General features: G+C 71.5%; 21 protein-coding genes and 1 tRNA gene. 11 read left to right on the forward strand and 11 right to left on the reverse strand.

Annotated features, from left to right (window positions below):
• Nucleotides 1-10: 10 nt before the first annotated feature.
• From J2N69_RS18050 to J2N69_RS18070, 4 genes are all read right to left on the reverse strand, one after another.
• Entirely contained in the window at nucleotides 11-946 is a 936-nt protein-coding gene (locus tag J2N69_RS18050) for a DUF1906 domain-containing protein (RefSeq protein ID WP_230901704.1), read from the reverse strand.
• Nucleotides 947-999: 53 nt separating this feature from the next.
• Entirely contained in the window at nucleotides 1000-2166 is a 1167-nt protein-coding gene (locus tag J2N69_RS18055; RefSeq protein WP_230901705.1) for a lipid-transfer protein, read from the reverse strand.
• Nucleotides 2163-3590 carry an OB-fold domain-containing protein gene (locus tag J2N69_RS36675; protein ID WP_408056900.1) on the reverse strand — a complete coding sequence of 476 codons (1428 nt, stop codon included), beginning with the start codon at nucleotides 3588-3590 and terminating at the stop codon, nucleotides 2163-2165. The genes J2N69_RS18055 and J2N69_RS36675 overlap by 4 nt, the downstream gene beginning before the upstream one ends.
• Nucleotides 3591-3891: 301 nt before the next feature.
• Nucleotides 3892-4203 (reverse strand): hypothetical protein, encoded by a 312-nt coding sequence (locus J2N69_RS18070; protein WP_230901706.1) that lies wholly within the window; start codon nucleotides 4201-4203, stop codon nucleotides 3892-3894.
• 425 nt (nucleotides 4204-4628) lie between these two features.
• On the opposite strand from J2N69_RS18070, the gene J2N69_RS18075 reads away from it, so the two are divergent.
• Entirely contained in the window at nucleotides 4629-5630 is a 1002-nt protein-coding gene (locus J2N69_RS18075; RefSeq protein ID WP_230901707.1) for a bifunctional DNA primase/polymerase, read from the forward strand.
• Nucleotides 5631-5800: 170 nt separating this feature from the next.
• Here the strand turns inward: J2N69_RS18075 and J2N69_RS18080 are convergent, their stop codons facing one another.
• From J2N69_RS18080 to J2N69_RS18095, 4 genes are all read right to left on the reverse strand, one after another.
• Nucleotides 5801-6082 (reverse strand): hypothetical protein, encoded by a 282-nt coding sequence (locus J2N69_RS18080; RefSeq protein ID WP_230901708.1) that lies wholly within the window; start codon nucleotides 6080-6082, stop codon nucleotides 5801-5803.
• Nucleotides 6083-6553: 471 nt separating this feature from the next.
• On the reverse strand, nucleotides 6554-7246 hold the full coding sequence (locus J2N69_RS18085) for a histone deacetylase (protein ID WP_230901709.1): 693 nt from the start codon (nucleotides 7244-7246) through the stop codon (nucleotides 6554-6556).
• A 154-nt stretch (nucleotides 7247-7400) separates the two neighbouring features.
• A tRNA-Ser gene (locus J2N69_RS18090) sits at nucleotides 7401-7487 on the reverse strand.
• A gap of 73 nt (nucleotides 7488-7560) precedes the next feature.
• Nucleotides 7561-9018 carry a S1C family serine protease gene (locus J2N69_RS18095; RefSeq protein ID WP_230901710.1) on the reverse strand — a complete coding sequence of 486 codons (1458 nt, stop codon included), beginning with the start codon at nucleotides 9016-9018 and terminating at the stop codon, nucleotides 7561-7563.
• Between the two features lie 258 nt (nucleotides 9019-9276).
• On the opposite strand from J2N69_RS18095, the gene J2N69_RS18100 reads away from it, so the two are divergent.
• From J2N69_RS18100 to J2N69_RS18110, 3 genes are all read left to right on the forward strand, one after another.
• Complete coding sequence (locus tag J2N69_RS18100) at nucleotides 9277-10119, forward strand: glycerophosphodiester phosphodiesterase (protein ID WP_230901711.1); 843 nt, start codon at nucleotides 9277-9279, stop codon at nucleotides 10117-10119.
• Between the two features lie 53 nt (nucleotides 10120-10172).
• Nucleotides 10173-10790, forward strand: coding sequence for an ATP-binding protein (locus J2N69_RS18105; protein WP_127910163.1), 618 nt, complete (start codon nucleotides 10173-10175; stop codon nucleotides 10788-10790).
• 175 nt (nucleotides 10791-10965) lie between these two features.
• Nucleotides 10966-11943 carry a DUF5926 family protein gene (locus tag J2N69_RS18110; protein WP_230901712.1) on the forward strand — a complete coding sequence of 326 codons (978 nt, stop codon included), beginning with the start codon at nucleotides 10966-10968 and terminating at the stop codon, nucleotides 11941-11943.
• 407 nt (nucleotides 11944-12350) lie between these two features.
• On the opposite strand, the gene J2N69_RS18115 is transcribed toward J2N69_RS18110, so the two are convergent.
• Both J2N69_RS18115 and J2N69_RS18120 read right to left on the reverse strand, forming a co-directional pair.
• A complete protein-coding gene (locus J2N69_RS18115; protein WP_230901713.1) occupies nucleotides 12351-12914 on the reverse strand; it encodes a hypothetical protein in 564 nt (187 codons plus the stop codon).
• Nucleotides 12915-12969: 55 nt separating this feature from the next.
• Entirely contained in the window at nucleotides 12970-13647 is a 678-nt protein-coding gene (locus J2N69_RS18120) for a bifunctional DNA primase/polymerase (RefSeq protein WP_230901714.1), read from the reverse strand.
• Nucleotides 13648-14281: 634 nt separating this feature from the next.
• On the opposite strand from J2N69_RS18120, the gene J2N69_RS18125 reads away from it, so the two are divergent.
• Both J2N69_RS18125 and J2N69_RS18130 read left to right on the forward strand, forming a co-directional pair.
• Entirely contained in the window at nucleotides 14282-15691 is a 1410-nt protein-coding gene (locus J2N69_RS18125) for a PP2C family protein-serine/threonine phosphatase (RefSeq protein ID WP_230901715.1), read from the forward strand.
• A gap of 100 nt (nucleotides 15692-15791) precedes the next feature.
• Nucleotides 15792-17264: an aminopeptidase P family protein gene (locus J2N69_RS18130; protein ID WP_230901716.1), complete on the forward strand. Its 1473-nt coding sequence runs from the start codon at nucleotides 15792-15794 to the stop codon at nucleotides 17262-17264.
• 63 nt (nucleotides 17265-17327) lie between these two features.
• Here J2N69_RS18130 and J2N69_RS18135 read toward each other — a convergent pair whose 3' ends face one another.
• Nucleotides 17328-17804 carry an ATP-binding protein gene (locus J2N69_RS18135; RefSeq protein ID WP_230901717.1) on the reverse strand — a complete coding sequence of 159 codons (477 nt, stop codon included), beginning with the start codon at nucleotides 17802-17804 and terminating at the stop codon, nucleotides 17328-17330.
• A gap of 247 nt (nucleotides 17805-18051) precedes the next feature.
• On the opposite strand from J2N69_RS18135, the gene J2N69_RS18140 reads away from it, so the two are divergent.
• From J2N69_RS18140 to J2N69_RS18160, 5 genes are all read left to right on the forward strand, one after another.
• Nucleotides 18052-18933 carry a hypothetical protein gene (locus tag J2N69_RS18140; RefSeq protein ID WP_230901718.1) on the forward strand — a complete coding sequence of 294 codons (882 nt, stop codon included), beginning with the start codon at nucleotides 18052-18054 and terminating at the stop codon, nucleotides 18931-18933.
• Nucleotides 18934-19225: 292 nt separating this feature from the next.
• Entirely contained in the window at nucleotides 19226-19966 is a 741-nt protein-coding gene (locus J2N69_RS18145; protein WP_230901719.1) for a YcnI family copper-binding membrane protein, read from the forward strand.
• Nucleotides 19967-20057: 91 nt separating this feature from the next.
• Nucleotides 20058-20768 (forward strand): SCO family protein, encoded by a 711-nt coding sequence (locus J2N69_RS18150; RefSeq protein ID WP_230901720.1) that lies wholly within the window; start codon nucleotides 20058-20060, stop codon nucleotides 20766-20768.
• A complete protein-coding gene (locus J2N69_RS18155) occupies nucleotides 20765-21337 on the forward strand; it encodes a copper chaperone PCu(A)C (RefSeq protein WP_230901721.1) in 573 nt (190 codons plus the stop codon). The genes J2N69_RS18150 and J2N69_RS18155 overlap by 4 nt, the downstream gene beginning before the upstream one ends.
• Nucleotides 21338-21351: 14 nt before the next feature.
• Nucleotides 21352-23502: a copper resistance protein CopC gene (locus J2N69_RS18160; RefSeq protein WP_230901722.1), complete on the forward strand. Its 2151-nt coding sequence runs from the start codon at nucleotides 21352-21354 to the stop codon at nucleotides 23500-23502.
• Nucleotides 23503-23506 lie beyond the last annotated feature (4 nt).

The raw sequence follows: 23506 nt of genomic DNA on the forward strand, positions 1-23506 counted from the left end.
ATGAGGGCGCCTAGCCGACGCGCGCCACCGGGGCGTGCACGAGGTTGCGGTCGATCAACAGCGTGCGCCCCCCGTGCCGCTCCTTCACGTTCCCCGCGTACTGGTGGATGCGTCGCGCCGGGGTCCAGCCGTACCTGCTCAGCGAGGGCTCGCGGTACAGGTGCGGCCGGGTGCGCCAGCGCGCGAACCACATCACCGAGGGCAGGTCGCGCACGCCCGCCCGCCGTGACAGCTCCATGTGCCGCACCCCGGAGTCGGCGCTGCTGTAGAAGCCGGGGACGTAGCCGGATCTGCGCACTTCGCGGTCCCAGGCCCGTACGAAGGAGAGCGTGGTGCGGGCGCACGACGCATTCCGGTAGGCGTACGCCTCCATGTCCAGGTAGAGCGGGCTGCGCGTCCGGAAGCCGACGGCCTTGGCCTCGCGGACCGCGTCGCGCGCCTCCCGCTGCCCCTGACTCCAGGGGTTCCGCCCGATAGGCACCCCCTTCTTGTTCTTGGCGAAGACGCAGGGCGACTGCGAACCCACGTACAACGGCAGCACCCGCCACCCCAAGCGGTGCACCGAGCGCACCCAGCTCCGGCTCAAGTGCGGTTGGTTCTTGCAGGCCCGGCCGCGGCCCGCGAAGTAGACCCCCACAGCGCGGTACTGCGAACTCCGCCACCGCCGCATGGTGTCGACGGACGGAGCGATGCAGGTGTCGAACGCCCGCCCGCGGAAGCGCGGCACCCCGGCGGGCAGCCGAACGGGCCGCGCGGTGGCCCCCGTGACGGACCCGGTGGCACCGGACGCGGGGAAGCCGCCGTACTCCTCGACAGCACCGGCGGGGTCGGGTGCCGCTCGGGTGGGGGCGGGGGCGGCCGACGCGCCCGGTGGTGACGCGGTCAGGTCGACGGTCAGGGTTGCCAGCGCGAGAACCAGTCCAATGATCATCTTTTGGTGACGCATACGGTGAGTGAACGGCCACCGCACCGCGACTCACGCCGGGACACGCGGCACGTTCAGCCGTCCGACCCCAGAATCAGCCCCGATGTGGGGACGCCGGTGCCCGCGGTGACCAGCGTGTGCGCGGCGCCGGGTATCTGGTTCACGGATGTGCCGCGTATCTGACGGACGGCCTCCGCCACGCCGTTCATCCCGTGCAGGTACGCCTCCCCGAGCTGCCCGCCGTGGGTGTTGAGCGGCAGCCGCTCCTCCGCGACGAACCCCGTGGCCTCGCCCGGCTCGCAGAACCCGAACTCCTCCAGCTGCATCAGGACGAACGGCGTGAAGTGGTCGTAGAGGATGCCCACATCGACTTCGGACGGGGCGAGCCCTGATGTCCGCCACAGCTGTTGCGCCACGACGCTCATCTCGGGCAGCCCGCTCAGACCGTCGCGGTAGAAACTGGTCATCTGCTCCTGTGCCCGGCCCGCCCCCTGAGCCGCCGCCCTGATCACGGCGGGGGGATGCGGAAGGTCGCGGGCCCGCTCCACGCTCGTGACGACGATCGCCTGGCCGCCGTCCGTCTCCTGACAGCAGTCCAGGAGCCGCAGGGGCTCGACGATCCAGCGCGAGGCGGCGTGATCGGCGAGGGTGATCGGCTTGCCGTGGAAGTAGGCGGCCGGGTTCGTCGCCGCGTACTTCCGGTCCGTCACGGCCACAGGGCCGAAGGCGTCCGGAGTCAGGCCGTACGTGTGGAGATAGCGCTGGGCCGCCATCGCCACCCAGGACGCGGGGGTGAGCAGGCCGAACGGCAGGGACCAGCCGAGCGCCACCCCCTCGGCGGAGGGTTCGCGTCGTTGCACCCCGGAGCCGAACCGCCGTCCCGACCGTTCGTTGAACGCGCGGTAACAGACGACGACTTCGGCCACACCGGTCGCCACCGCGAGCACCGCCTGCTGGATGGTGGCGCAGGCCGCACCGCCGCCGTAGTGGACGCGGGAGAAGAAGGACAGCTCCCCGATCCCGGCCGCCTGGGCGACCGTGATCTCGGGGCTGGTGTCCATGGTGAACGTGACCATGCCGTCGACATCGGCGGGGGACAGCCCCGCGTCATCGAGCGCCGCCCGGACCGCTTCCACGGCCAGCCTCAGTTCACTGCGGCCGGAGTCCTTGGAGAACTCCGTCGCCCCGATCCCGACGATCGCCGCCTTGCCCCCGAGGCCGTCGCGCTTACGGAGACTCATGCGGTACCCCCTGGCGGAAGGGTCACGGTCACCGTGCCGGTGACGTGCTTGCCGATGCCGTTGGTTCCGACGACCTTGACGGTGGCCGTCACACCATCAGGACCGCTGTCGACCGCCACGACCGTGCCGCGCAGCACCATGGTGTCCCCGGGGTGGTTGGGCGCGCCGAGGCGTATCGCCACCTTGCGCAGGACCGCCGTGGGGCCGAACCGGTCCGTGATGTAGCGGCCGACCAGGCCGTTGGTGGTCAGGATGTTCATGAAGATGTCGGGGGAGCCCTTGGCCTTCGCGAGCTCCGCGTCGTGGTGCACGTCCTGGTAGTCGCGGGACGCGATGGCCCCGGCGACGATCAGGGTGCGGGTGATCGGGATCTCCAGCGCCGGCAACTCCTCACCCACCCTCAGAGCACCGCCGGGCCCGCCCTCCGCGAGAGTGCCGCCCCCGGCGCAGGGGTCACCGATGACGGCGGATGGCTCACCGCCCCCGGCGAGCGGCTCGCCACCGCTGGCGTAGGGCGGGCCTCCCCCCAGAGCCCGGAACAAGGGCAGCTCCAACCCCTCGTCCACCGACTGGAATTCGAGCCGCACCGGCATACCGACCCGCACCTTGTCGTACGGCACCCCAATGACGTTGCTGACGATCCGCACGCCCTCCGCCAGCTCGATGAGGCCCACCGCATAAGGGGGGTCGAACGCCGGGAAGGGCGGGTGGTGCATCACGACGTACGAATAAACGGTGCCCTCGCCGCTCGCCTCGATCGTGTCCCACTCGGGTGATCCGCAAGCATTGCAGCCGGGCAGCCACGGGAAGCGCAGCTCCCCGCAGCCGCCGCAGCGCTGGATCAGCAGGCGGTGCGCGGCGACGCCCTCCCAGAATCCCGCGTTGTCGCGGTTGATCACCGGGCGGGGACGCTTGCCCTTCGGCTCTCGCCGCGCCGGGGCGTACTTGAGGATGCGGAAGCGGTGCGCCCCGGCGAGTTCGCCGCCGGCCCGGATGTCCATCCGCGTGGTGACGAAGTGGCCCGTGCCGAGCTTGGTCGTCTTGCGCTCCGACACCGACTCGATCACCGCGTCGAAGGTGATCTCGTCTCCGGGGCGCAGCGCCCGCACGTACTCCTGCTCGCAGTCGGTGGCGACCACCGAGGTGTACCCCGCGCCGTCGAGCAGGGCGAACAGCTCGTCGTACGCCTCCGACCGGCCCTCGTGTCCGGAGAGGCCGCCCATCGTCCAGGCCTGCATCATCGTGGGAGGCGCGATCGGGTCCGCGCCCGCGTAGGCGGGATGGGTGTCTCCCATGGCCTCGCACCAGTGTCTGATCATGGGTTCGTTGACCAGGTCCTTGCCGATACCGGCCTCTGCCGCGGCCCTGCCCTCGAATGCCTTCAAGTCGTCGTACGGGATGTCACGCACCGCGTCGTACGCCATGTCACGCACCGCGTCGGATGTGGCCCCCCGCACCGTGCTGTCGCTGTTCACCGCCGTCCCCTCCACATGCCGAGCCGCATAGCCGTGACGATCGCGCGCCGCACCTCGCTCACCCCGCCACCGGACAGGCAAGGTTTCTGACTGTCCGTCAGATCGCGCGCTACTGTCAAGAGCTCGCGTCGCCGGGTTCGAAACCCGGACACAGCAGTGCGGCGGCACCGAAGCGCCGCCGCACCAGACCTGTCACACCCCCCGTCGTGGCCCCCTGGAAGCCATCCCCATCGCTTCCGGGGCCGTCGGCTCACCAGAGGTGGGTGAAGTTCACCGTGACGTCCCGGCTCGACTGGTCGATCGCCGTGAACGCCGAGCCCTCGACCTGCGCGGTGCTGTTCTGGTTCGAGGCACTGTCGCCGACGGCCTGCTGCTGCGTGGTCGCCGAGTTGCCGAGGTTGTTGCCGCCGACACCACTGTCGTCCACGGCTGCCGCTCCCGCGTTCGATCCGTCGTTCGCGAACGCGCCACTGTCGGCCATCGCGGCGCCCGAGAAGAGCGCGGCGGCAAGCGGGAGGGCGGCGGCGGCCGCGACGACTCGGGCGGTACGGATACGTGCCATGTCTATTCCTCCAGAGCAGGAAGTACGCGCCGGCGGTGAGCCGGCAGTACCGAGAAACACGGGTCCCCCTGGGCAGTTGGCCGACCGCCCCGGAGTGCTGCACGACGTCGCGGGATCAGAGTTGCCCACCGACCCTTCGGCGATCCACACCGCAAGCCCCGATTCCCCCGCAAGCGTGAGGGCGTGTCGATAAACGTGCTGTGCGCCTCGCACCCATGGCACAGCCCCACATCCACCCCTCGTGATCCGCCCCCGGCCTGCTCCCGTCACGGCCTCGCCCAGGCGCCACAAGGGGCGAAGCGTTCCGCCAGACACTCTCGGCATCCTCAAGAGGGGGGCGCTTTTCACCTCCGAGCCCTCACCCCCGTGCCACCCGAGCCTCGCTCCCCCTTCCCTTCTTCGAACGTACGTACGAAAATGAACCCATGGCCACCACCGACCGCCATGTCACCACCCTCGCGCTCGCCCACGCCCTGTCCGCCGCCGAGCGCGGCCTCGCGGTGATCCCGCTCTCCCGCACCAAGCTCCCCGCCCTGCGGTCCCCTCACCACGCCGAGATCCGTGACGCCGAGATCCGTGACGCGGAGGTCCGTGCCCCGGAGGTCCACGACCCAGAGGCCCGTGATGCCGGCCCCCGGCCGCCCCTGCCCTGCCACGGCGAGTGCGGCCGCCCCGGCCACGGGGTGTACGACGCGTCGACCGACCCGCGGCGCATCCGTGAACTCTTCGCCGCCGCCCCGTGGGCCACCGGTTACGGCATCGCCTGTGGGCTGCCCCCGCACCATCTGATCGGCGTCGACCTCGACACCAAGTCCGGCGCTGACGCCTCCGCGGCCCTGCGGGAACTGGCACTGCGCCACCTGTTCACGATCCCGGAGACCGTCGTCGTGACCACGCCGAGCGGCGGCCGCCACATCTGGCTTTCCGGGCCACCCGAAGCCGTGGTCCCCAACTCCGCGGGCCGCCTCGCGCCCGGCATCGACATCCGCGGCGCGGGCGGCTACCTCGTCGGCCCCGGCTCCCGTACCGAACACGGCGTCTACGGCACCGTGCCCGGCACCGCCCACCTGCCGCCCGCACCCTGCCCACCGGCGCTGCTGCGCCTGCTCATGCCTCCGCCTCGGGCCCATCACGCGGCGCCCCCGCAGGCCGGTCCCGGCACGGCTGACATCCACACGGCCGGCCCCGGCCCAGTCGCCTCCGGGGCGGCCGCCCAACAAGGCCAAGGGCTCGTGCAGTTCGTCCTCGCGGCGCACGAGGGCCAGCGCAACACCCGGCTCTTCTGGGCCGCTTGCCGGGCCTTCGAGAACGGCATCGGCGAGGCCTTGGCCCCCCAACTCACGGACGCGGCGGTCCGCGTCGGCCTCACGCGCCGCGAGGCCCACTCGACGATCGCCTCGGCGGCACGCCTCACAGGACGATCGTGAACGGGCCGAACGGGCCGTACCTAGCCGCCCACACAGACCTACGTAGGCCTATCGCGCCCCCCTAGAGCCACCATGTAAGGCGCGTAAGGGGCGTCCGCCATTGCGGACGCCCCTTACCAACCACGCGGCGGGCAACGCGGCTTCTCCAACAACCACGCAAGGCTTGCGGCTCATCCGCCGCTTTCCCCGTCGGAGGCCTCACCGCCCCCCGTCTTGTGGATCAGCGGTACGAGCACGGCGACCACTCCGGTGGCGGTGCCGATCGGGGCCGCGAGAAGCGGGAAGGCCAGCACCAGGGCCACGACCGCGAAGCCCACGGCGAGGACCCCGCCGATCAGCAGCGCCCCCCGCCCCCGTCTCCGCGTCAGCTCGGCGCCCCGGAGCGGCAGGGCGGATTCGACAGCAGGGGACTTTCTGAAGTCCACGCCTTCGGCGTTCGTGAATACCGTCATGACTGACCTCTCTGAAGTGGGGTCAGGGCGGCTCCCGTGCCAGCGGGGGCCGCCTTTTGACGACCACGCCACCCGTCAGCGGCAATAGCGGCAGCGCGTGAACCCGTGACGGTCTGCTGACCAGCAGGCTCTGGGGATGACCCGCCTACCACTATGTGCAACGAGCAAGAAGAACTGTGCACGAGTCCGTGGAATTGCGGGGCGAGCGCCCGCAGGATTTTCCGTGACCCCCTCTGAGCTGGAGGTTCACCACCCTCCGACTACGACCGGGGGATTTCGTACACGGTTCGAGACCACTGTCAGTTAACGCGGAAGCCTTGTTTCCCTCCGTATTCTATCCGCGTAGAAAGGTAAAGTAAGGGTGCCCATAGTGTCGCGCACGCACATTCACTCCTTCGGCCTCCTTCGACCCCCGGCTCACGCGACGACCAATGACTAAGGCGGAAATTCAGCCGACCCAGGGGTTTTACGTCACGCCCGACCCCTTTGATGAGCCCGCTCCAGCCCCTCCAAGAGATCGGCGATGCCCTGTTCCGACCAATGCCCGGCGGCTCCCGGGCAGGCTGCGACGTACGCGGCGATCGCTCCCCTGTCCCACGCACCGGCCGACAGGAGGCCAAGGGCCAGGAAGCGCAGGTAGGGGAGCGACGGGCGAACACCCCGGACGTCTGCCATGCCCCAGGGAGCCGTGAAAGTCAGCACGGGCATGCGGTCGACCTGGCCGGCGCACACCAACGTCTCGTACCGGCCTGCTCCCAGTACGGCACGCCCCCGCGTGAGCGCCTCCGTCAGATCGAGGTCGGTGCCCGGCTGCCGGTACATCTCCTGAGCCGCGATGTCCGCGAACTGCTCCGCCGTCACCAGATGAGCCCTGGCCAGCACCCGCCCGCTCACCTGCGGATCGTAGAAAGCCCTGCCTCCTCCCCACACCGGCGACTCGGTCGCGAAGTACATGGCCCCGGTCAGCTCCACCGGGACCGATCTCGCGGGCAGGGCAGGGTCGCGGCACCCCGGGTAGTCCTTCGCCGCCCCCGGAGGGCGACCACCCCGGATATACGCGGCAAGGCGCTCCGGGTGCATGTTCGAGCCGTAGGACGCGTACCAGACCCACTCGGGACGCCGCTCACTCGGCAGCGTCGAGTCGATGCTTCGCAGGGCCTTCACGCCGACTCTCTACCACGACCACGCCCCACATCCGCCGGACCGCTCCCCCGAGGGGCAGGCCCCCGGCGGTGCCCCCGCAACAAGCACCGCCAACGCCACCGGCAACGACAACGGCCCCCGACCGTCACACCAGGTCAGGGGCCGTCAATCACTGCGGTGGGTGTGGGATTTGAACCCACGGTGACATCGCTGCCACGACGGTTTTCAAGACCGTTCCCTTAGGCCGCTCGGGCAACCCACCCCGCGCCGGTCACCGGGAACCGGGACGGCGCGGGGACAAGACTAGCGGGTTGGGGCGTCGGCGGAGCAGCGGCTCAGCTGTCGCCCTTGCGCTCGCCCAGGGTCACGTCGACCGTGTGCTCCTTGCCGTCGCGCTCGTACGTGATCTTGACCGTGTCGCCCGGCTTGTGGGTCCAGATCTGGCCGATCAGGGTCGGGCCGCTGTCGATCACCGTGTCGTCCAGCTTCGTGATGACATCACCGGGCTTGAGACCGGCCTTGTCCGCCGGGCCGTTCGGGGTGATCGCGTCCGAACCGCCCACGCCCTCCCGCGAGATCGTCGCGCCGTTCGAGTTCTCCTGCTGGAGCGAGACCGAGGCACCGATCACGGGGTAGACCGGCTGGCCGGTCTTGATCAGCTGCTGGGCGACGTTCTTCGCCTGGTTCACGGGGATCGCGAAGCCGAGGCCGATGGAGCCCGACTGGCCGGAGCCGCCGAGGCCGCCGCTGTCGGCCGGCTTGATGGCGGAGTTGATGCCGATCACCGCGCCGCGGCCGTCCAGGAGCGGGCCGCCGGAGTTGCCGGGGTTGATGGAGGCGTCGGTCTGCAGCGCGCTCATGTACGAACTCTTGCCGCTCTGCCCGCCGTCGCTGGAGGTCACCGGGCGGTTCTTGGCGCTGATGATGCCCGTGGTCACCGTGTTCGAGAGGCCGAAGGGGGCGCCGATCGCGATCGTGGAGTCGCCGACGGCCACCCGGTCGGAGTTGCCGAGGGGCAGCGGCTTCAGGTCGCCCGGGGTGTTCTTGAGCTTGATGACCGCCACGTCGTAGCCCTCGGCGCGGCCGACGACCTCAGCGGCGTACTTCTTGCCGTTGGAGAACGTCGCCTGGAGCTTGCCGCCCTCGGCGGCCGATGCCACCACGTGGTTGTTGGTGAGGATGTGGCCCTGCTTGTCGTAGACGAAGCCGGTGCCCGTGCCGCCCTCGCCGCTGCCGCTCTGGGCCTCGATGGTGACGACGCTCGGCAGCGCGTCGTTCGCGATCCTGGCGACCGAGCCCGGCTCGCGCTTCAGGTCGGCGGGCGTGTCCGCGGCGGCGACCGTGGTCGAACCGGTTTCGTTGTCGTTCCGCTCCGCGGCCCAGTAGCCGATGCCACCGCCGACACCGCCCGCGATCAGAGCGGCCGCGAGCACCCCGGCGATCAGCCCGCCGCGCCGGCGCCCGGGCTTCGGCTCCTGCGGCTGGTAGGAGGCGCCCCAGCCGGAACCGGAGCCACCACCCGCGGCATACGACGGGACGGTCGGCGGCTGCGGAGGCGGCCACGCACCGGCGGCCGCGGACCCGGCACCGGCCCCCGGGTCGCCGGCACCACCAGCGGCCCCGGAAGCCCCGGGAGGAACCGACCCCGCGGCGGCACGGGAATCGGCGGCAGCAGCAGCGTCAGGGGAGGGGGCGGAGGCGGCGGAGTCGGCGGAAACAGCGGGAGCGTCCACCGGCACGGGAGGTGCGGACGGCGCCTTCGGTACCGCGTTGCCCTCGTTCTCGGTGCTCACAGCTCTTCTCCTCGGTCCATGCTGTCGTGGCTTGCGTACTCGGTCACGGCCTGGCTGTGCCGACTGCTGCGCGTCTGTCTCAACTGCGTCTGTTGCGTCTGTCTCAACTATGCGTCTACCTGCTCAACCATGCGTCTGCCCCAGTCAGCTTTTCCCATGGGCTGTCAGGGCACCATAAGCCGAGCCTGTGTGTCCGGCGCTGCGAGACGCGGTCCACCGGGCGAGCCCTCGGGCACCCCGTGATGGCACCATGACGCGGTGACCCTCGCACGACAGCACCAGATCCAGGTCGTCGCCCACCGCGGAGCCTCCGAAGACGCCCCCGAGCACACGCTGGCCGCGTACAAGAAGGCGGTCGACGACGGGGCCGACGCCCTCGAATGCGATGTACGGCTCACCGCGGACGGCCACCTCGTCTGCGTCCACGACCGCCGCGTCAACCGCACCTCGAACGGCCGGGGAGCCGTCTCCGCCCTCGAACTGGCCGACCTCGCCGCCCTCGACTTCGGCTCCTGGAAGCGGCACCACGACGAGGCCCTGGAGGGCGAGGGCCCGGACTGGGAGGGCTCCGCCGGGGCGGACACCTCCGTCCTCACCCTGGAGCGGCTCCTCGAACTCGTGGCCGAGAGCAACGCGTCGGGCCGCCGGGTGCGGCTGGCCATCGAGACGAAGCACCCCACGCGGTGGGCGGGCCAGGTGGAGGAGCGCCTGCTCATGCTGCTGAAGCGCTTCGGTCTGGACGCGCCGCCCGCGGAGGGGCCCTCTCCGGTACGGGTCATGAGCTTCTCCGCGCGTTCGCTGCACCGCGTGCGGGCCGCCTCCCCGACGCTGCCGACCGTCTATCTGATGCAGTTCGTCTCGCCCCGCCACCGCGACGGCCGCCTCCCCCCGGGTGTGCGCATCGCGGGCCCCGCCCTGCGGATCGTGCGCAACCACCCCGGTTACGTGGCCAAGCTGAAACGCGCGGGGCACCAGGTCCACGTATGGACGGTGAACGAACCCGAAGACGTCGAACTCTGCGCCGAACTCGGTGTCGACGCGATCATCACCAATCGCCCCAGGCAAGTTCTGACCCAACTGGACCGCCTGGGACTCCGGTAACCGCCGCTACAGGGAGTGCACCGGCGCGTTCGGTCCGTATTCGATCGTTACGAGTGCGTCACCGGAGGGCGATTGGCCGGTTTCCGGTCCAGTCCATTGGGGCATCCACACCGTGGCGTGGGGCAAAGGAGGTCTCGGGGGTGGCGTTGGTGGTGGCACGGGAGGTGCCCACGTCGTCGAGCATGGCCGTTCCCCATGGCCCTGCGGGCGTGGGGGAAGCGAGACACCGGATGCGTGATCAATTGCGCGTCGGCGGAGTGTCGGAGTCGGTCATCGACGATGCCGTACTGATCCTTTCGGAGTTGCTCAGCAATGCCTGCCGGCACGGCAGGCCGCTGGGCCGCGGAATGGTCGGCGACGGCGATGTACGAGCGGCCTGGCACGTCGACAAGACCGGTCGGCTGACGGTCGAGGTGACGGACGGAGGGGGCCCGACCCGGCCCGTTCCGGCCACACCGTCGGTCACGGCGCACGGCGGCCGCGGGCTCAACATCATCTCGGCGCTCGCCGACACGTGGGGCGTACGCGACGACGTGCACGGCGAGGTCACCGTCTGGGTCGTCGTGCAAGCGGGGCACCGCCCCGAGGATTTCGCTACGCGCGTCGCCGCCCCGTCGGCGGCCGCACTGAGCGACCTCGCCCTCGCGGACCCCTTCGACGACCTGGACTGACGACCACGTGGGCCCGCTGGGGTTCACCAAGGCACGGAAGGCCACCGAAGCTCCCGGCGCCGGGAAGAACACCGAAGCTCCCGGCACCCTGGAGTGAATCCCGGCCGCCCACGCACCAACGGCTAGGCTCGCGCCCGTACGCAAGAGCATGAGCCGCAGCCGGGAGACACCCAAGATGGCCAAGAAGCGCCCCCAGACCAAGGGCAAGCAGCAGCCGCAGTCCAAGGGCGGAGCCGACGCGAACTATCCGGTCGTCGGCGCCCGCGAACCCTGCCCCTGCGGTTCGGGCCGCCGCTACAAGGCCTGCCACGGCCGTGCCGCGGCCCAGGCCGTCGCCGAGCTGGTGCAGCGCCCCTTCGAGGGGCTGCCCGGCGAGTGCGACTGGGTCGCGCTGCGCGAGCTGGTGCCCGCCGCCACCGTCGAGTTGACGCTTCGGGACGGGCTGCCCGAGGGCGTTCCCTCGGTCACCCTCGCCACCGTGCTGCCCATGGCGTGGCCCGCGCTGCGCCGCGACGACGGCTCGGTCCTGATCGGCCTGCAGAACGACACCTCGTCCGGTGACATCAGCCGCGACCTCGCCGACACCCTGCGGCGCGCCCTGGAGGCCGAGCCGGGGACGCCGGTGCAGGGCCGCCGTGCCCCCGCCGACGGGCCGCGCCTGCAGGAGCTGCTCGACCCCGAGGCGCCGTTCGAGCCGGTGGTGCACGCCGGGTTCGAGTTCTGGGTGCCGGACTCGGAGAACGCGACCCCGGAGGTCTCCGCCTCCCTGGAGCGGGCGAACGCCGCCGCCATCCCGACCGTACGGCTCACGGGTGTGGACTCCGCGTACTGGTGCGAGACCCCGGAGAAGAACCACCTGCGCTGGGTCATGCCGCACCCCGAGGAGCAGCTCCTGGACGCCCTGGCCCGGCTGCACGCGGCCGGCACGTCGAGCCTCGGTGAGGGCACCCGCCTCGTCGGCTCCTTCCGCGCGCACGGGGTGATCGTGCCGGTGTGGGACCTGCCGAGCGGCGTCGGCGCGGACGACATCGAGAAGCCGGCCGCGGAGTTCGCCGAGCGGCTGGCGTCGGCGCTCGCCTCGGACGCCCCGCTGACCGCCGACGAGCGCCGGGCCCGCGGCGGCCTCACCAACCGCCAGGTCACGCTCAGCTGACCCGTCCACCACCGCTGCCCCATCCGACCCGTCCGGCGCGGCCGACCCGTCCGCCACGGTCGGCCCGTCCGGCGCCGGCTGACCCGTCCACCCCGGCTGCCCGTCCACCACAGCGACCCGGACGGGTCCGCCTCCGCCGACACGATTCCGCCGTCCGTTCCGCTGACGCGCTCAGGTCACGCTGCGTCGACACCCCCACGTCACACGCCGCTGACCCACCAGTCAGTCGGTGGGGACAGCGTGACTCCTGTCACAACTCCCCGTACTCACAGGTAAATCCCTGTCCGGATACCTGAGATCGAATTTGCCAGGAGCCGATCTCTTGTTACCGTTCAGATAGCCCGGTTGCTGGTGCATCCCCCGTCGCCAGCAACCGGGCCCTTCCATGTCCGGGTCCGGTTCATGGCTCAACTGCCTTGCGGTGGCGGCGAGTTGCTCCCCGAGCGCAGCAGCAGCGCCCCCGCCTCGTCCGCGGCGAACTCCGCCACCGCTGAGTACTCCGCCGCCTCTCCCACCACCCGCTCACGCGGCGTCTCGCAGACTCCCGGCTCGTCCCCGGCCCCCACCCCGCAGTGCGTCCGCACGGTGCGCGCGTCCGGGCCCATCGAGGTCAGTACGGCGTTCAAGTCGTCGCCGGTGGCGTTGCGGTAATAGGTACGGGCCCACGTGTCGTGGCCCTGAGTGAGCACACAGGTCTGTGCCTCGATGCCGTCGGGGGAGGAGAGTTCGGGCCCGCACCGGGCCTCGGTGCCCGCGCCGAGGCCGTCCGGCGGCGAGGGCGTCGGCTCCTCCGCCGCCCGAACCGGAGGGTTGTTCGAGGGGACGGGCGACGGGGCGGGGAGGGGCGACTTCGCGTCACCGTCGTCGTCGCCGACCGGCCCCGCGGACGCGCCGGCGAGTGGGAGGAGAACCGTGACGGCCACGGCACCCAGGAGCACGAGCAGGCGGGGTTGCCGCGTGGGCCGTTGCATGCGCCGAAGATAACGACAGGCGGACGCGCGGCCCGTTCGCCGCGCACCCATTGGCCTACAACTCGGGGGCGCTCACACCCGTACGAGTGAGCGCGTCGACGACGGCGTCCACGACCGCCTCGACGTCGGGCACCCAGGGGGCGGCCGAGTCGGGCAGCTGGGCGCGCTCCCAGCGGACGGGGCCCTGGCCCGTGCCGGAGGGCGGCAGGGCGAGGTAGCCGCCCTCGCCGTGGAAGCGGAGCGAGCCGGGGACGTAGTCCTTGGCGTAGAGCAGCTCGCCCAACCGGGCCAGGGAGTACGGGGCGACGAGTACGTAGAAGCGGCTCTCCGTGGCGACCACCGGGCCGAGCCTGATGCCCGCCTCGTCGAGCGCGGCGAGGGCACGCACACCCGCGGTCACGGGGAGGCTGACGGCGCACGGGGCGCGGCCTCCGGTGGCGAGCAGGACGGGGGCGCCCGGGCGGTTGGTCCACCACCAGCGCACCATCCGCTCATCGGTGGTGGCGGCGAGCAGCCCGGGGTCGAGGGGGTGCGCGCCCGGCACCACACAGTCGGGGTCGGGACAGGCGCACCGGGTGCCGTCACGCCGGTCGAGACCGACGCCCGGCAGGACGGGCCATCGCCACGCGGTCGCGAAGGTCAGGGCCGCGCCGATCTGTCCGGTGCTCCGGCCGGGCCTCCTTCCCCATCGCCACGACAGGAGCCTGCGTCGCCTTCCGAGGATCTCGCGCATGAGCGCTCGTTCCTTTCCGTTGCACGCCGGCGCTTGACGCCGGGGAGACTGCGGGCCACATCACACCAAGTGTGGATCACTGCACCATGCGTGGATCACCGCACCATGCGTGGATCGCTTCGATCACTTCGTGTGGATCACTTCGCTGTACGTACGAGCTGGCACATCCGACCCCAGCCTGTGGCATGGGGAACCACTCTGAACCGAGCGTTGACGTGGCGTGGGGTGGCGGCGCCTGGCGTTTGCCGTCGCGCGATATTGCTTGCCGCCTCCCCCACGGGAGGATGGGGCACGGTCGTCGTGCGTTAAGACGTCCGGGTGCTCCGTGAGGTTCCGGACGGGTCCCAACTGCCCCTGGTCGCCACTGAGTACGTACCCAGCACGACCGCTACAACGCTCTGCCGAACAACGTCAGTCGACCGCAATATGCCCTCACCATGCACGGTTTTCGGTCAACTTAACAAGATCATTTTCCGGGCTCAGAATTCCCACGGACACCAGGAATCCCAGCAGGACAATGCTGGACATCCCCTCACCAGGGCGTGTACATCTGGAGACATTGCTGGCGGCGCAGAATGACATGGGGGTTTGCGATGCTATTGAGCATTACGCACCGGCCGGAAAGCCGTAAGCCATGAACGCCCCGCACCTTCCGAAAGTGGCCGGAATCAATTCCACTGTTCCGCCACCCGCCCACACTGTCGCGCCCTCCGCGCCCACCACGCCCGCACCGACGGGCTCCCCCGTCCCCGGCGCCCCCGGCGCCGCGCTCCAGGACCGCCTCGCGGGCTGGGTCTCCGACCTCACCACGCTGCACGAACTCACCGAGCGGCTCGCCCGCACGAAGACCCTCGACGAGGCCCTGCGCGAGATGCTCGGGGCCGGCGCCGCCCTCGTCGGCGCCCGCCGCGGCCTCGTCGTCCTCGAACCGGCCGACGGGCTGGGCCCGGACAGCACGACCGGCCTGGAACTCTCCCGCGCCGAGCTGGGCCACATCGAGACGGTGCCGCGCGGCGCGACGTCGTACGGCCGCATCCTGGACGCGCCGACGGCCGGCGCCCCCGGCCCCGCCACCGAGATCGTCCAGCCCGACCTGCTCGCCGACGACGGCCTCGACCCCCGCCACCGCGAGGTCGCCGCCCGCCTCGGCTACGCCGCGAGTTACGCCCTGCCCCTGGCCACCGAGGCGGCCGGCCGGATCGGCGCCGCCGTCTGGCTGTACGACGAGCCCGCCGAGCCGACCGAGCGCAGACGCCACCTCGCCGGGCTCTACGCGGCCCACGCCACCGAACATCTGGCCCGCCTGCTGGAGCTGGACCGGGCCCGCACCAGCGCCGCCACCCTGCGCGAGGAACTCATGCCCGCGCGGCTGCCGCGGGTCACCGGGGTGCAGCTCGCCGCACGGCACCGCACCGGGCCGCGCGGCGGCGGCGACTGGCACGACGCGCTGCCGCTGCCGGACGCCGCGCTCGGGCTCGCGGTGGGGTCGGTCACCGGGTCGGGGCCCAGCGCCGTCGCCGCGATGGGGCGACTGCGGGCCTCCCTGCGGGCGTACGCCGTGATGGAGGGCGAGGACCCCGTCGCCGTACTCTCCGATCTGGAACTGCTGCTGCGGCTCACCGAACCCGCGCGGTCCGCCACCGCCCTCTTCGCCTACTGCGAGCCCGCCCTGCGCAAGATCGTGCTCGCCGGTGCCGGGCACAGCCCGCCGCTGATCATCGGGGAGCGGCGCACGGAGTTCGTGGAGACCTCCCTGTCCGCGCCGCTCGGGATGCTCGCCTGCTGGGAGGCACCGAGCGTGGAGATCTCCCCGGAGCCCGGAGAAACGGTGCTTCTCTACACCGACGGCCTGCTCCACCGCACCGGGGACGCCATGGACCGGGCGTTCGCGCGGCTGCACGCGGCGGCGGCGAGCGTGCCGAAGCCCCTGCGGGACGACCCGGGCGCGATCGCCGACCACGTCCTGCGCACGGTCCTCCCCGACGGGCTCGACACCGCGGACAGCGAGGAGGACGTGGTGCTTCTGGCGGCCCGCTTCGCGTGAGGCCGCGGCCACGCGCGGTAAGAGGCCCAACGGCCCTGGGCCCCCTTCCGTACGCCCGTACGATGGAGGGTGGCCCAGTGTCGTACCTAGGAGGCAGACCGTGTCGGACGCCGCTCTCAACCCGGAGACCCCGGAGACCCCGGAGGAGACCGAAGAGGAGCCGATCAAGCAGCGGAAGAACGGACTGTACCCCGGCGTGTCCGACGAGCTCGCCGAGAACATGAAGTCCGGCTGGGCCGACACCGAGCTGCACGACCTGCAGCCGATCCCGCAGGCCGAGAACACCGCGGCCCGCCGCGCCGCGCTCTCCGCGCGCTTCCCGGGCGAGCGCCTGGTGATCCCCGCGGGCAACCTCAAGACCCGCTCGAACGACACCGAGTACGCCTTCCGCGCCTCCGTCGAGTACGCGTACCTCACCGGCAACCAGACCGAGGACGGCGTCCTGGTCATGGAGCCGACCAAGAGCGGCCACGACGCGACCATCTACCTCCTGCCGCGCTCCGACCGCGAGAACGGCGAGTTCTGGCTGGACGGCCAGGGCGAGCTGTGGGTCGGCCGCCGCCACTCCCTCACCGAGGCCGAGAAGCTGTACGGCATCCCCGCCTCCGACGTGCGCGAGCTGGCCGGGGCGCTGCGCGAGGCCACCGGCCCCGTGCGTGTCGTACGTGGGTACGACGCCGGCATCGAGGCCGCGCTGACCGACAAGGTCACCGCCGAACGCGACGAGGAGCTGCGCGTCTTCCTCTCCGAGGCCCGGCTCGTCAAGGACGAGTTCGAGATCGGCGAGCTCCAGAAGGCCTGCGACTCGACCGCGCGCGGCTTCGAGGACGTCGTGAAGATCCTCGACAAGGCCGAGGCGACGAGCGAGCGCTACATCGAGGGCACGTTCTTCCTGCGCGCCCGCGTCGAGGGCAACGACATCGGCTACGGCTCCATCTGCGCCGCCGGCCCGCACGCCACCACGCTGCACTGGGTGCGCAACGACGGCCCGGTGCGCTCCGGAGAGCTGCTCCTCCTCGACGCCGGCGTGGAGACGCACACGTACTACACCGCGGACATCACCCGCACGCTGCCGATCAACGGCCGCTTCAACGAACTCCAGAAGAAGATCTACGACGCCGTGTACGAGGCCCAGGAGGCCGGCATCGCGGCCGTGAAGCCGGGCGCCAAGTACCGCGACTTCCACGACGCCTCGCAGCGCGTGCTGGCCGAGAAGCTGGTGGAGTGGGGCCTCGTCGAGGGCCCCGTCGAGCGCGTCCTGGAGCTGGGCCTCCAGCGCCGCTGGACGCTGCACGGCACCGGTCACATGCTCGGCATGGACGTGCACGACTGCGCCGCCGCGCGCCGTGAGTCCTACGTCGACGGCACGCTGGAGCCCGGCATGTGCCTGACCGTCGAACCCGGCCTGTACTTCCAGGCGGACGACCTGACCGTGCCGGAGGAGTACCGCGGCATCGGCGTCCGGATCGAGGACGACATCCTCGTGACGGAGGACGGCAACCGGAACCTCTCGGAGTCGCTGCCGCGGCGTTCGGACGAGGTCGAGGCGTGGATGGCGCGGCTCAAGGGCTAGACCTGCCGCCGCCCTCCTCCGGACCGCGGAGGGGGGCGTCGGGTCCGGACCGCGGAGGGGGCGTCAGGCCGTCATCAGCGGCGCGCCCTCGCGCCACTTGAGCATCTTGTCGAAGCTGATCACCGCGCCGCCGCCCGCGCCCGGCTTGTTGCCGAGGTGGACGTGGTCGGCCAGCTCCCTGATGAGGCAGAGGCCCCGGCCGTGCTCGTCCGTCTCCGCGGCGGCCGGACGCGGCGCCGGTGCCGGACAGCCGTGCGAGGCTCCGGGGAAGCCCGGGCCCGAGTCGGCGACCTCGATGCGGCACTTCTCGCCGTCCAGGTAGGCCGTGACGCGGTAGGCACCCGTCCCGCCCGCGGTGCCGTTCCCGCACGCGCCGCCGTGCTCGACGGCGTTGGCACAGGCCTCGCTGAGGGCGAGCGACAGGTCGAAGGAGACGTCGGGGTCCACGCCCGCCGTCTCCATCGTGCCGATCAGCAGGCGGCGGGCGAGCGGAACGCTCGCAGCTTCGCGCCGCAAATGGAGAGACCACCAGATGCTCATGCTCCAGCCTCCTGGCTGCGGCTCGACATACCGATACGTATTGCCGCAAGGGCGCGTGGATAAGCGCCCTTGCGGCGTGATGCCGCCCATACGGCGGACTGCGCGGCTCGCGCGGCTCGTGTAGGGCGCTCGCGGTCACGCGTACTGATCCGTGCTCATCCGTGGCCATCTGTGCTCATCGCCCGGAACAGGACCTTCCGGACCTGCCGTACGCACCAGGTGGCCCCAGTGCGATGATGGCCCCGCCATGAACGCCCCCCACCAGCGCCAGCCGCGTGACGGCGTCGATCTCCGGCTGCTCAGGGCCGCGATGTTCGCCGCGGTCTGTGTCGTGCTGTCCGCCGGGGGCCATGTACTCGCTTCCTGCGTCGCCGTCCCGCTGTGGACGCTCGGCGCGGGCTTCCTCGCCGTCCTCGCGGTCGCGCTGCCGCTCGCCGGGCGGGCCCGCTCGCTGCCCGGCATCGCCGCGCTCCTCGCGGTGGGCCAGGTGGGGCTGCACGCCCTGTTCGGCCTCGGCCAGCACGGTATGGCCGCCGCCCCGGCCAGCGGTGACGCCACCCTCGTGGAGCGGGCCGCGCGCCTGGTCTGCGGGGCCGGCGCGGCGACGATCACGCCCGCCCAGGCCCATCGCATCCTCACCACGGCCGGGCTCACCCCCGGCGGGGGCCGCGCGGCCGGGCACCACCACGGCCAGTCGGCGGCCGCCGCGGCCGACACCGCGCTGGACTCGCTGCCCGCGGCGGGCATGACCGGCTCGGCCCACTCGGCGGGTTCGATGGGCGCCATGGCGCTCGTGCCCTCCCTGCCGATGCTCGTCGCCCACCTCCTCGCGGCCGTCGCCGCGGGCTGGCTGCTGCGCCGCGGCGACCTCGCCCTGCTCCGGCTCGTGCGGCTCGCACACGGGGCGCAAGGGGTCGCTGAAGGGGCGCTCGTACGTTCCTTGCGTTCGGCCCTCACCCTCGTACGCGCCCTGCGGGCCGGCCTGCCCGGGGCGCCCGGGACCAGCGGCCCGCCGGTTCCGCGCACCGCGCTGTTCGCGCCGCCGAAGCCGCGCACGGTCACGCTGGAGGACGCGGTGATCCGGCGCGGCCCACCGGGCGGCGCCCGCGACCTCGAACTCGCTGCCTGACGCGACGTACTCCACTCAGCGGTACGGAGGGGTCGCTCGGCACGCACGCGCGCGTGCCCGCCAACCGAGCCGCGCGCAGCCCCCCGTACTGAGTACTGGCTACTGAGTACTGGCTACTGACCACTGAGTACCGAGCACCGTGCTCTGCGTACCGCACCTTGCGTACCGCGTGCACGGGACGCGTCCGTGTGCCGTGCCCCGCGTGGCACGCGCGCCTGGTGTCCCGTGCCACGTGTCCCGCGCTGCTCACCGCGTACTCGCCACATCTGCCGAAAAGTGGAGTGTTTCCCTGATGAAGATGTCCCGCATCGCCGCCGTCGGCACCGTCGCCGCCTCCGCCGTCCTCGTGCTCGGCGCGCCCGCGTTCGCGCACGTCAGCGTCTCGCCGGAGGGTGAGGCCGCCAAGGGCGGCTACACGACGGTCAACTTCAAGGTGCCGAACGAGATGGACGACGCCTCGACCGACAAGCTGGAGGTCTCCTTCCCCGGCGACCACCCGCTCGCCTCCGTGATGACGCAGCCCGTCCCGGGCTGGACCGCGAAGGTCACCAAGAGCAAGCTCGACAAGCCGCTGGAGATCCACGGCAAGAAGATCGACGAGGCCGTCACCAAGGTCACCTGGACCGCTGACGGCAAGGGCATCCAGCCCGGCACCTTCCAGAAGTTCCCGGTCTCCATGGGCCAGTTGCCCGAGGACGCCGACCAGCTCGTGTTCAAGGCCGTCCAGACGTACGACAACAAGGAAGTCGTCCGCTGGATCGAGCCGCAGCAGAAGGGCCAGGAGGAGCCGGAGCACCCCGCGCCCACCCTCCAGCTGACCGCCGCGTCCGACGACCACCACGGCTCGGGTGCCGGTTCCGACGACACGAAGTCCGGCGACGCCAAGTCGGACGCGAAGTCCGAGAGCGCCGCCTCGGACTCCTCGGACAGCAGCGACACCCTCGCCCGTGTCCTCGGGGTCGTCGGCATCGTCGTCGGTGCCGCGGGCGTCGCGTTCGGCGTCCTCAGCAGGCGCCGCGGCGCCACCGGCTGACCCGACGGGCCCGTCATCCTTCGGGGTGCGCCGGGGCGGCGAACGCCCGCCCCGGCGCACCCCGGCCCCCTCACATCTGGGACATTTTCGTATGCGCACGAAGAGCACGAACAGAACGAACAGAACGAACAGCACGAAGGGTTCGAAGAGCACCGAGAGGAAGCTCGCCGCCGCTGCCCTGCTGGCCGTGGCCGCACTCACCCTGACCGCCTGCGGCGGTGGTGACGAGCCCAAGAAGCCGGTCGCCGACGTCTCCATGGAGACCGACTCGGGCAAGGCGGCGACGGTCCTGGACCAGCCGTTCGAGAAGCCCGACCTCGTCCTGACCGACACCCGGGGCAAGAAGTACGACCTCCGCGCGGAGACGAAGGGCCGGCCGACGCTGATCTACTTCGGCTACACGCACTGCCCCGACGTCTGCCCCCTGACGATGAACAACATCGCGGTCGCCAAGAAGGCCCTGCCCAAGGCCGACCAGGAGAAGCTGAAGGTCGTCTTCGTCACCACCGACCCCCAGCGCGACACCCCCGCCGAACTCGGCAAGTGGCTCAAGGGCGTGGACGCCGACTTCACCGGCCTGACCGGCGACTTCGCGACCATCCAGGCCGGGGCCCGCCAGCTCGGCATCAGCGTCCTGCCATCCAAGAAGGACAAGAAGGGCAAGATCACCTCGGTGCACGGCAAGCAGGTCATCGCCTTCTCGCCGAAGACCGACGCCGGGTACGTCCTGTACGGCGAGCAAGCCACCGTCGACGACTACACCAAGGACCTCCCGAAGCTCGTCAAGGGAGAGACCCCGTGAACCACCGCACCACCGTCCGCCGCCGCGCGCTCGCCGGCGGGGCCCTGGCGCTGGCCGCGGCGCTCACCCTGGCGGGCTGCAACGACGACTCGGGCTCCACCGGCGCGCAGACCGCCAAGAAGCCCGAGCTGAAGGTCGGCGGGGCGTACATCCCCGAGCCCACCATGGACGACATGGCGGCCGGCTTCTTCACGCTCACCAACAAGGGCGGCGCCGCCGACAGGCTCACCTCCGCCACCAGCGACGTCGCCGGCGCCGTCACGCTGCACAGCACCAAGGGCGGTGTGATGAAGGAGCAGAAGTCCTTCGACGTGCCCGCCGACGGTGAGCTGGTCCTCGCGAGCGGCGGCAACCACCTGATGCTCGAAGAGCTCAAGCACAAGCCGAAGCGGGGCGAGAAGGTCGCCATGACCCTGCACTTCCAGAAGTCGGACCCGATCACGATCGAGGTGCCGGTCAAGGAGGCGACGTACCGCCCCGAGCAGCCCGGCGGCGGCTCGAAGACCTCGCACGGCACCCACATGTCGCACGGCACTCCCATGTCGCACGACACCCACATGTCGCACTGAGGGACGGACCTTTGATGCAGACCATCGCTCCCCGCTCCCGGTTCGTTCCCCGGACCGAAGGCGCTCGCCGTGGGGCCGCGGGCGCTCCCCGCCTCTGGCGGCTCCTTCTCGTGCTCGTCGCCGCCACGGGCGCGTTCCTCGCCGGTGCCGCCCCGGCCTCCGCGCACGCCGCGCTGACCGGCAGCGACCCGAAGCAGGGAGCGGTGGTCAAGAAGGCTCCCGTCCAGGTGAAGCTCACCTTCTCGGAGAAGGTCGCCATGGCGGACGGCTCCGTGCGGGTGCTCGACCCGGCCGGCAAGCGCGCCGACGCCGGCAAGACCGCCGACCTGGGCGCCAACACGTACGGCGTGAAGCTCCGCAAGGGCCTGCCCGACGGCACGTACACCGTCGCCTACCAGGTCGTGTCCGCCGACAGCCATCCGGTCGCCGGCGCCTTCACCTTCTCCATCGGCGCGCCCTCCGCCACCAAGGCCACGCTGCCCGACCAGCAGGCGGGCGGCGGCCTCGTCGGCGTGCTCTACGACATCGCGCGCTACCTCTCCTACGCCGGGTTCATCCTGGTCGTCGGCGGCGCCGCCTTCGTGCTCGGCTGCTGGCCGCGCGGCGCGGGCGTACGGCCCGTGCAGCGGCTGGTGACGTACGGCTGGGTCACGCTCACCGGCGCCACGCTCGCCCTGCTCCTGCTGCGGGCCCCCTACACCGGTTCCGGGAAGCTCGCCGACGCCTTCGACATGGGCGCGCTCGGCGACGTGCTCAACACCAAGACGGGCGCCGCCCTGGTCTCCCGGCTGCTGCTGCTCGCCGCCGCCGCGCTGTTCATCGCGGTGCTCTTCGGGGCGTACGTGAAGCGCGACGCGCCGGAGGAGGCCGCCGCGAAGAAGGACCTCACCTTCGGGCTCGCCATCGGCGGCACGGTCGTCGCCATCGGCATCGCGGCGACCTGGGCCATGGCCGAGCACGCCTCTACCGGTATCCAGGCGGGCATCGCGATGCCCGTCGACGTGCTGCACCTGCTCGCCGTCGCCGCCTGGCTGGGCGGGCTCGCGGCGCTGGTCGTCGCGCTGTTCCGCACGACCTCGGTGGAGGCGGCGGCCGTGCGGCGCTTCTCGCGCGTGGCGTTCACCAGCGTCGTCGTACTGGCCGCGACCGGGCTGTACCAGTCGTGGCGGCAGGTCGGCTCGTGGTCGGCGCTGACCGGTACGTCGTACGGACAGTTGCTCCTCGTCAAGATCGGCCTGGTCGTCGTCCTGGTGGGCGTCGCCGCCGTCTCGCGGCGGTGGACCGGCCGGATCACCGCCGAAGCGGGCGACACCGCACCCGAGGTGGCGGCGGCCCTGGTGGTCGAGCAGCGCGCCGCGAAGAAGGCGGTGGCGGTGACGGGGGCGCCGAAGGGGGAAGCGGGTGACGCCGAGGAGGCCTCTGGGGCCTCTGGGGTCTCTGAGCACGCCGAGGACCCCACGGACTCCAAGAACTCCGCGGACTCCAAGAACTCCGCGGACTCCAAGGACTCCGCTGACTCCGAGAACTCCGCTGACTCCGAGAACTCCGCTGACTCCGAGAGCTCCGCGGGCTCCAAGAACTCCGCTGCCTCCGAGCGCTCCGCCCAACTCGCCCGCCAGCGGGCGGCCATGGCCACCGCTCGTGAGAAGCGCATCCGCGACGCCGACCCGCACCGCTCCGGGCTGCGCCGCTCGGTGCTCACCGAGGCGGGCATCGCCGTCGTCCTGCTCGCCGTCACGACGGCCCTGACGAGCACCGAGCCGGGCCGCACGGAGGAGGAGGCCGCCAGGGCCACCGCCGCCGTGGCGGAGGCGCAGCGCTCGGGCCCGCTCTCCCTGAAGGTGCCCTTCGACACGGGCAGCGCGGACGGCAAGGGCACCGTGCGCCTCGAACTGGACCCGGGCCGCACCGGCAGCAACGACCTGCACGTGTACGTGAAGCGGCCCAACGGCAGCGCCTTCGACATCCCCGAGGTGAAGGTCTCCTTCACCCTGGAGTCGAAGGGCGTGGGCCCGCTGCCCGTCACCCCGAGCCACATCGCCACCGGACACTGGACGGCGAGCGGAGTGCAGATCCCGATGGCGGGCGACTGGAAGATCGCGGTGACCGTGCGGACCTCCGACATCGACCAAGTGACCGTGAACAAGAACACCAAGATCGGCTGAACGG

It is taken from the genome of Streptomyces huasconensis, from assembly GCF_021028635.1.
GTDB lineage: Bacteria > Actinomycetota > Actinomycetes > Streptomycetales > Streptomycetaceae > Streptomyces > Streptomyces huasconensis.

Excerpts from the sequence above, each read along its gene's own strand:
- J2N69_RS18140 (WP_230901718.1), top strand. The coding sequence starts at position 18,052 with ATGAACGCCCCCCACCAGCGCCAGCCGCGTGACGGCGTCGATCTCCGG.
- J2N69_RS18050 (WP_230901704.1), bottom strand. The coding sequence starts at position 946 with ATGCGTCACCAAAAGATGATCATTGGACTGGTTCTCGCGCTGGCAACC.
- J2N69_RS18160 (WP_230901722.1), top strand. The coding sequence starts at position 21,352 with ATGCAGACCATCGCTCCCCGCTCCCGGTTCGTTCCCCGGACCGAAGGC.
- J2N69_RS18080 (WP_230901708.1), bottom strand. The coding sequence starts at position 6,082 with ATGACGGTATTCACGAACGCCGAAGGCGTGGACTTCAGAAAGTCCCCT.
- J2N69_RS18055 (WP_230901705.1), bottom strand. The coding sequence starts at position 2,166 with ATGAGTCTCCGTAAGCGCGACGGCCTCGGGGGCAAGGCGGCGATCGTC.
- J2N69_RS18110 (WP_230901712.1), top strand. The coding sequence starts at position 10,966 with ATGGCCAAGAAGCGCCCCCAGACCAAGGGCAAGCAGCAGCCGCAGTCC.
- J2N69_RS18135 (WP_230901717.1), bottom strand. The coding sequence starts at position 17,804 with ATGAGCATCTGGTGGTCTCTCCATTTGCGGCGCGAAGCTGCGAGCGTT.
- J2N69_RS18070 (WP_230901706.1), bottom strand. The coding sequence starts at position 4,203 with ATGGCACGTATCCGTACCGCCCGAGTCGTCGCGGCCGCCGCCGCCCTC.
- J2N69_RS18150 (WP_230901720.1), top strand. The coding sequence starts at position 20,058 with ATGCGCACGAAGAGCACGAACAGAACGAACAGAACGAACAGCACGAAG.
- J2N69_RS18145 (WP_230901719.1), top strand. The coding sequence starts at position 19,226 with ATGAAGATGTCCCGCATCGCCGCCGTCGGCACCGTCGCCGCCTCCGCC.
- J2N69_RS18115 (WP_230901713.1), bottom strand. The coding sequence starts at position 12,914 with ATGCAACGGCCCACGCGGCAACCCCGCCTGCTCGTGCTCCTGGGTGCC.
- J2N69_RS36675 (WP_408056900.1), bottom strand. The coding sequence starts at position 3,590 with ATGGCGTACGACGCGGTGCGTGACATCCCGTACGACGACTTGAAGGCA.
- J2N69_RS18125 (WP_230901715.1), top strand. The coding sequence starts at position 14,282 with ATGAACGCCCCGCACCTTCCGAAAGTGGCCGGAATCAATTCCACTGTT.
- J2N69_RS18120 (WP_230901714.1), bottom strand. The coding sequence starts at position 13,647 with ATGCGCGAGATCCTCGGAAGGCGACGCAGGCTCCTGTCGTGGCGATGG.
- J2N69_RS18075 (WP_230901707.1), top strand. The coding sequence starts at position 4,629 with ATGGCCACCACCGACCGCCATGTCACCACCCTCGCGCTCGCCCACGCC.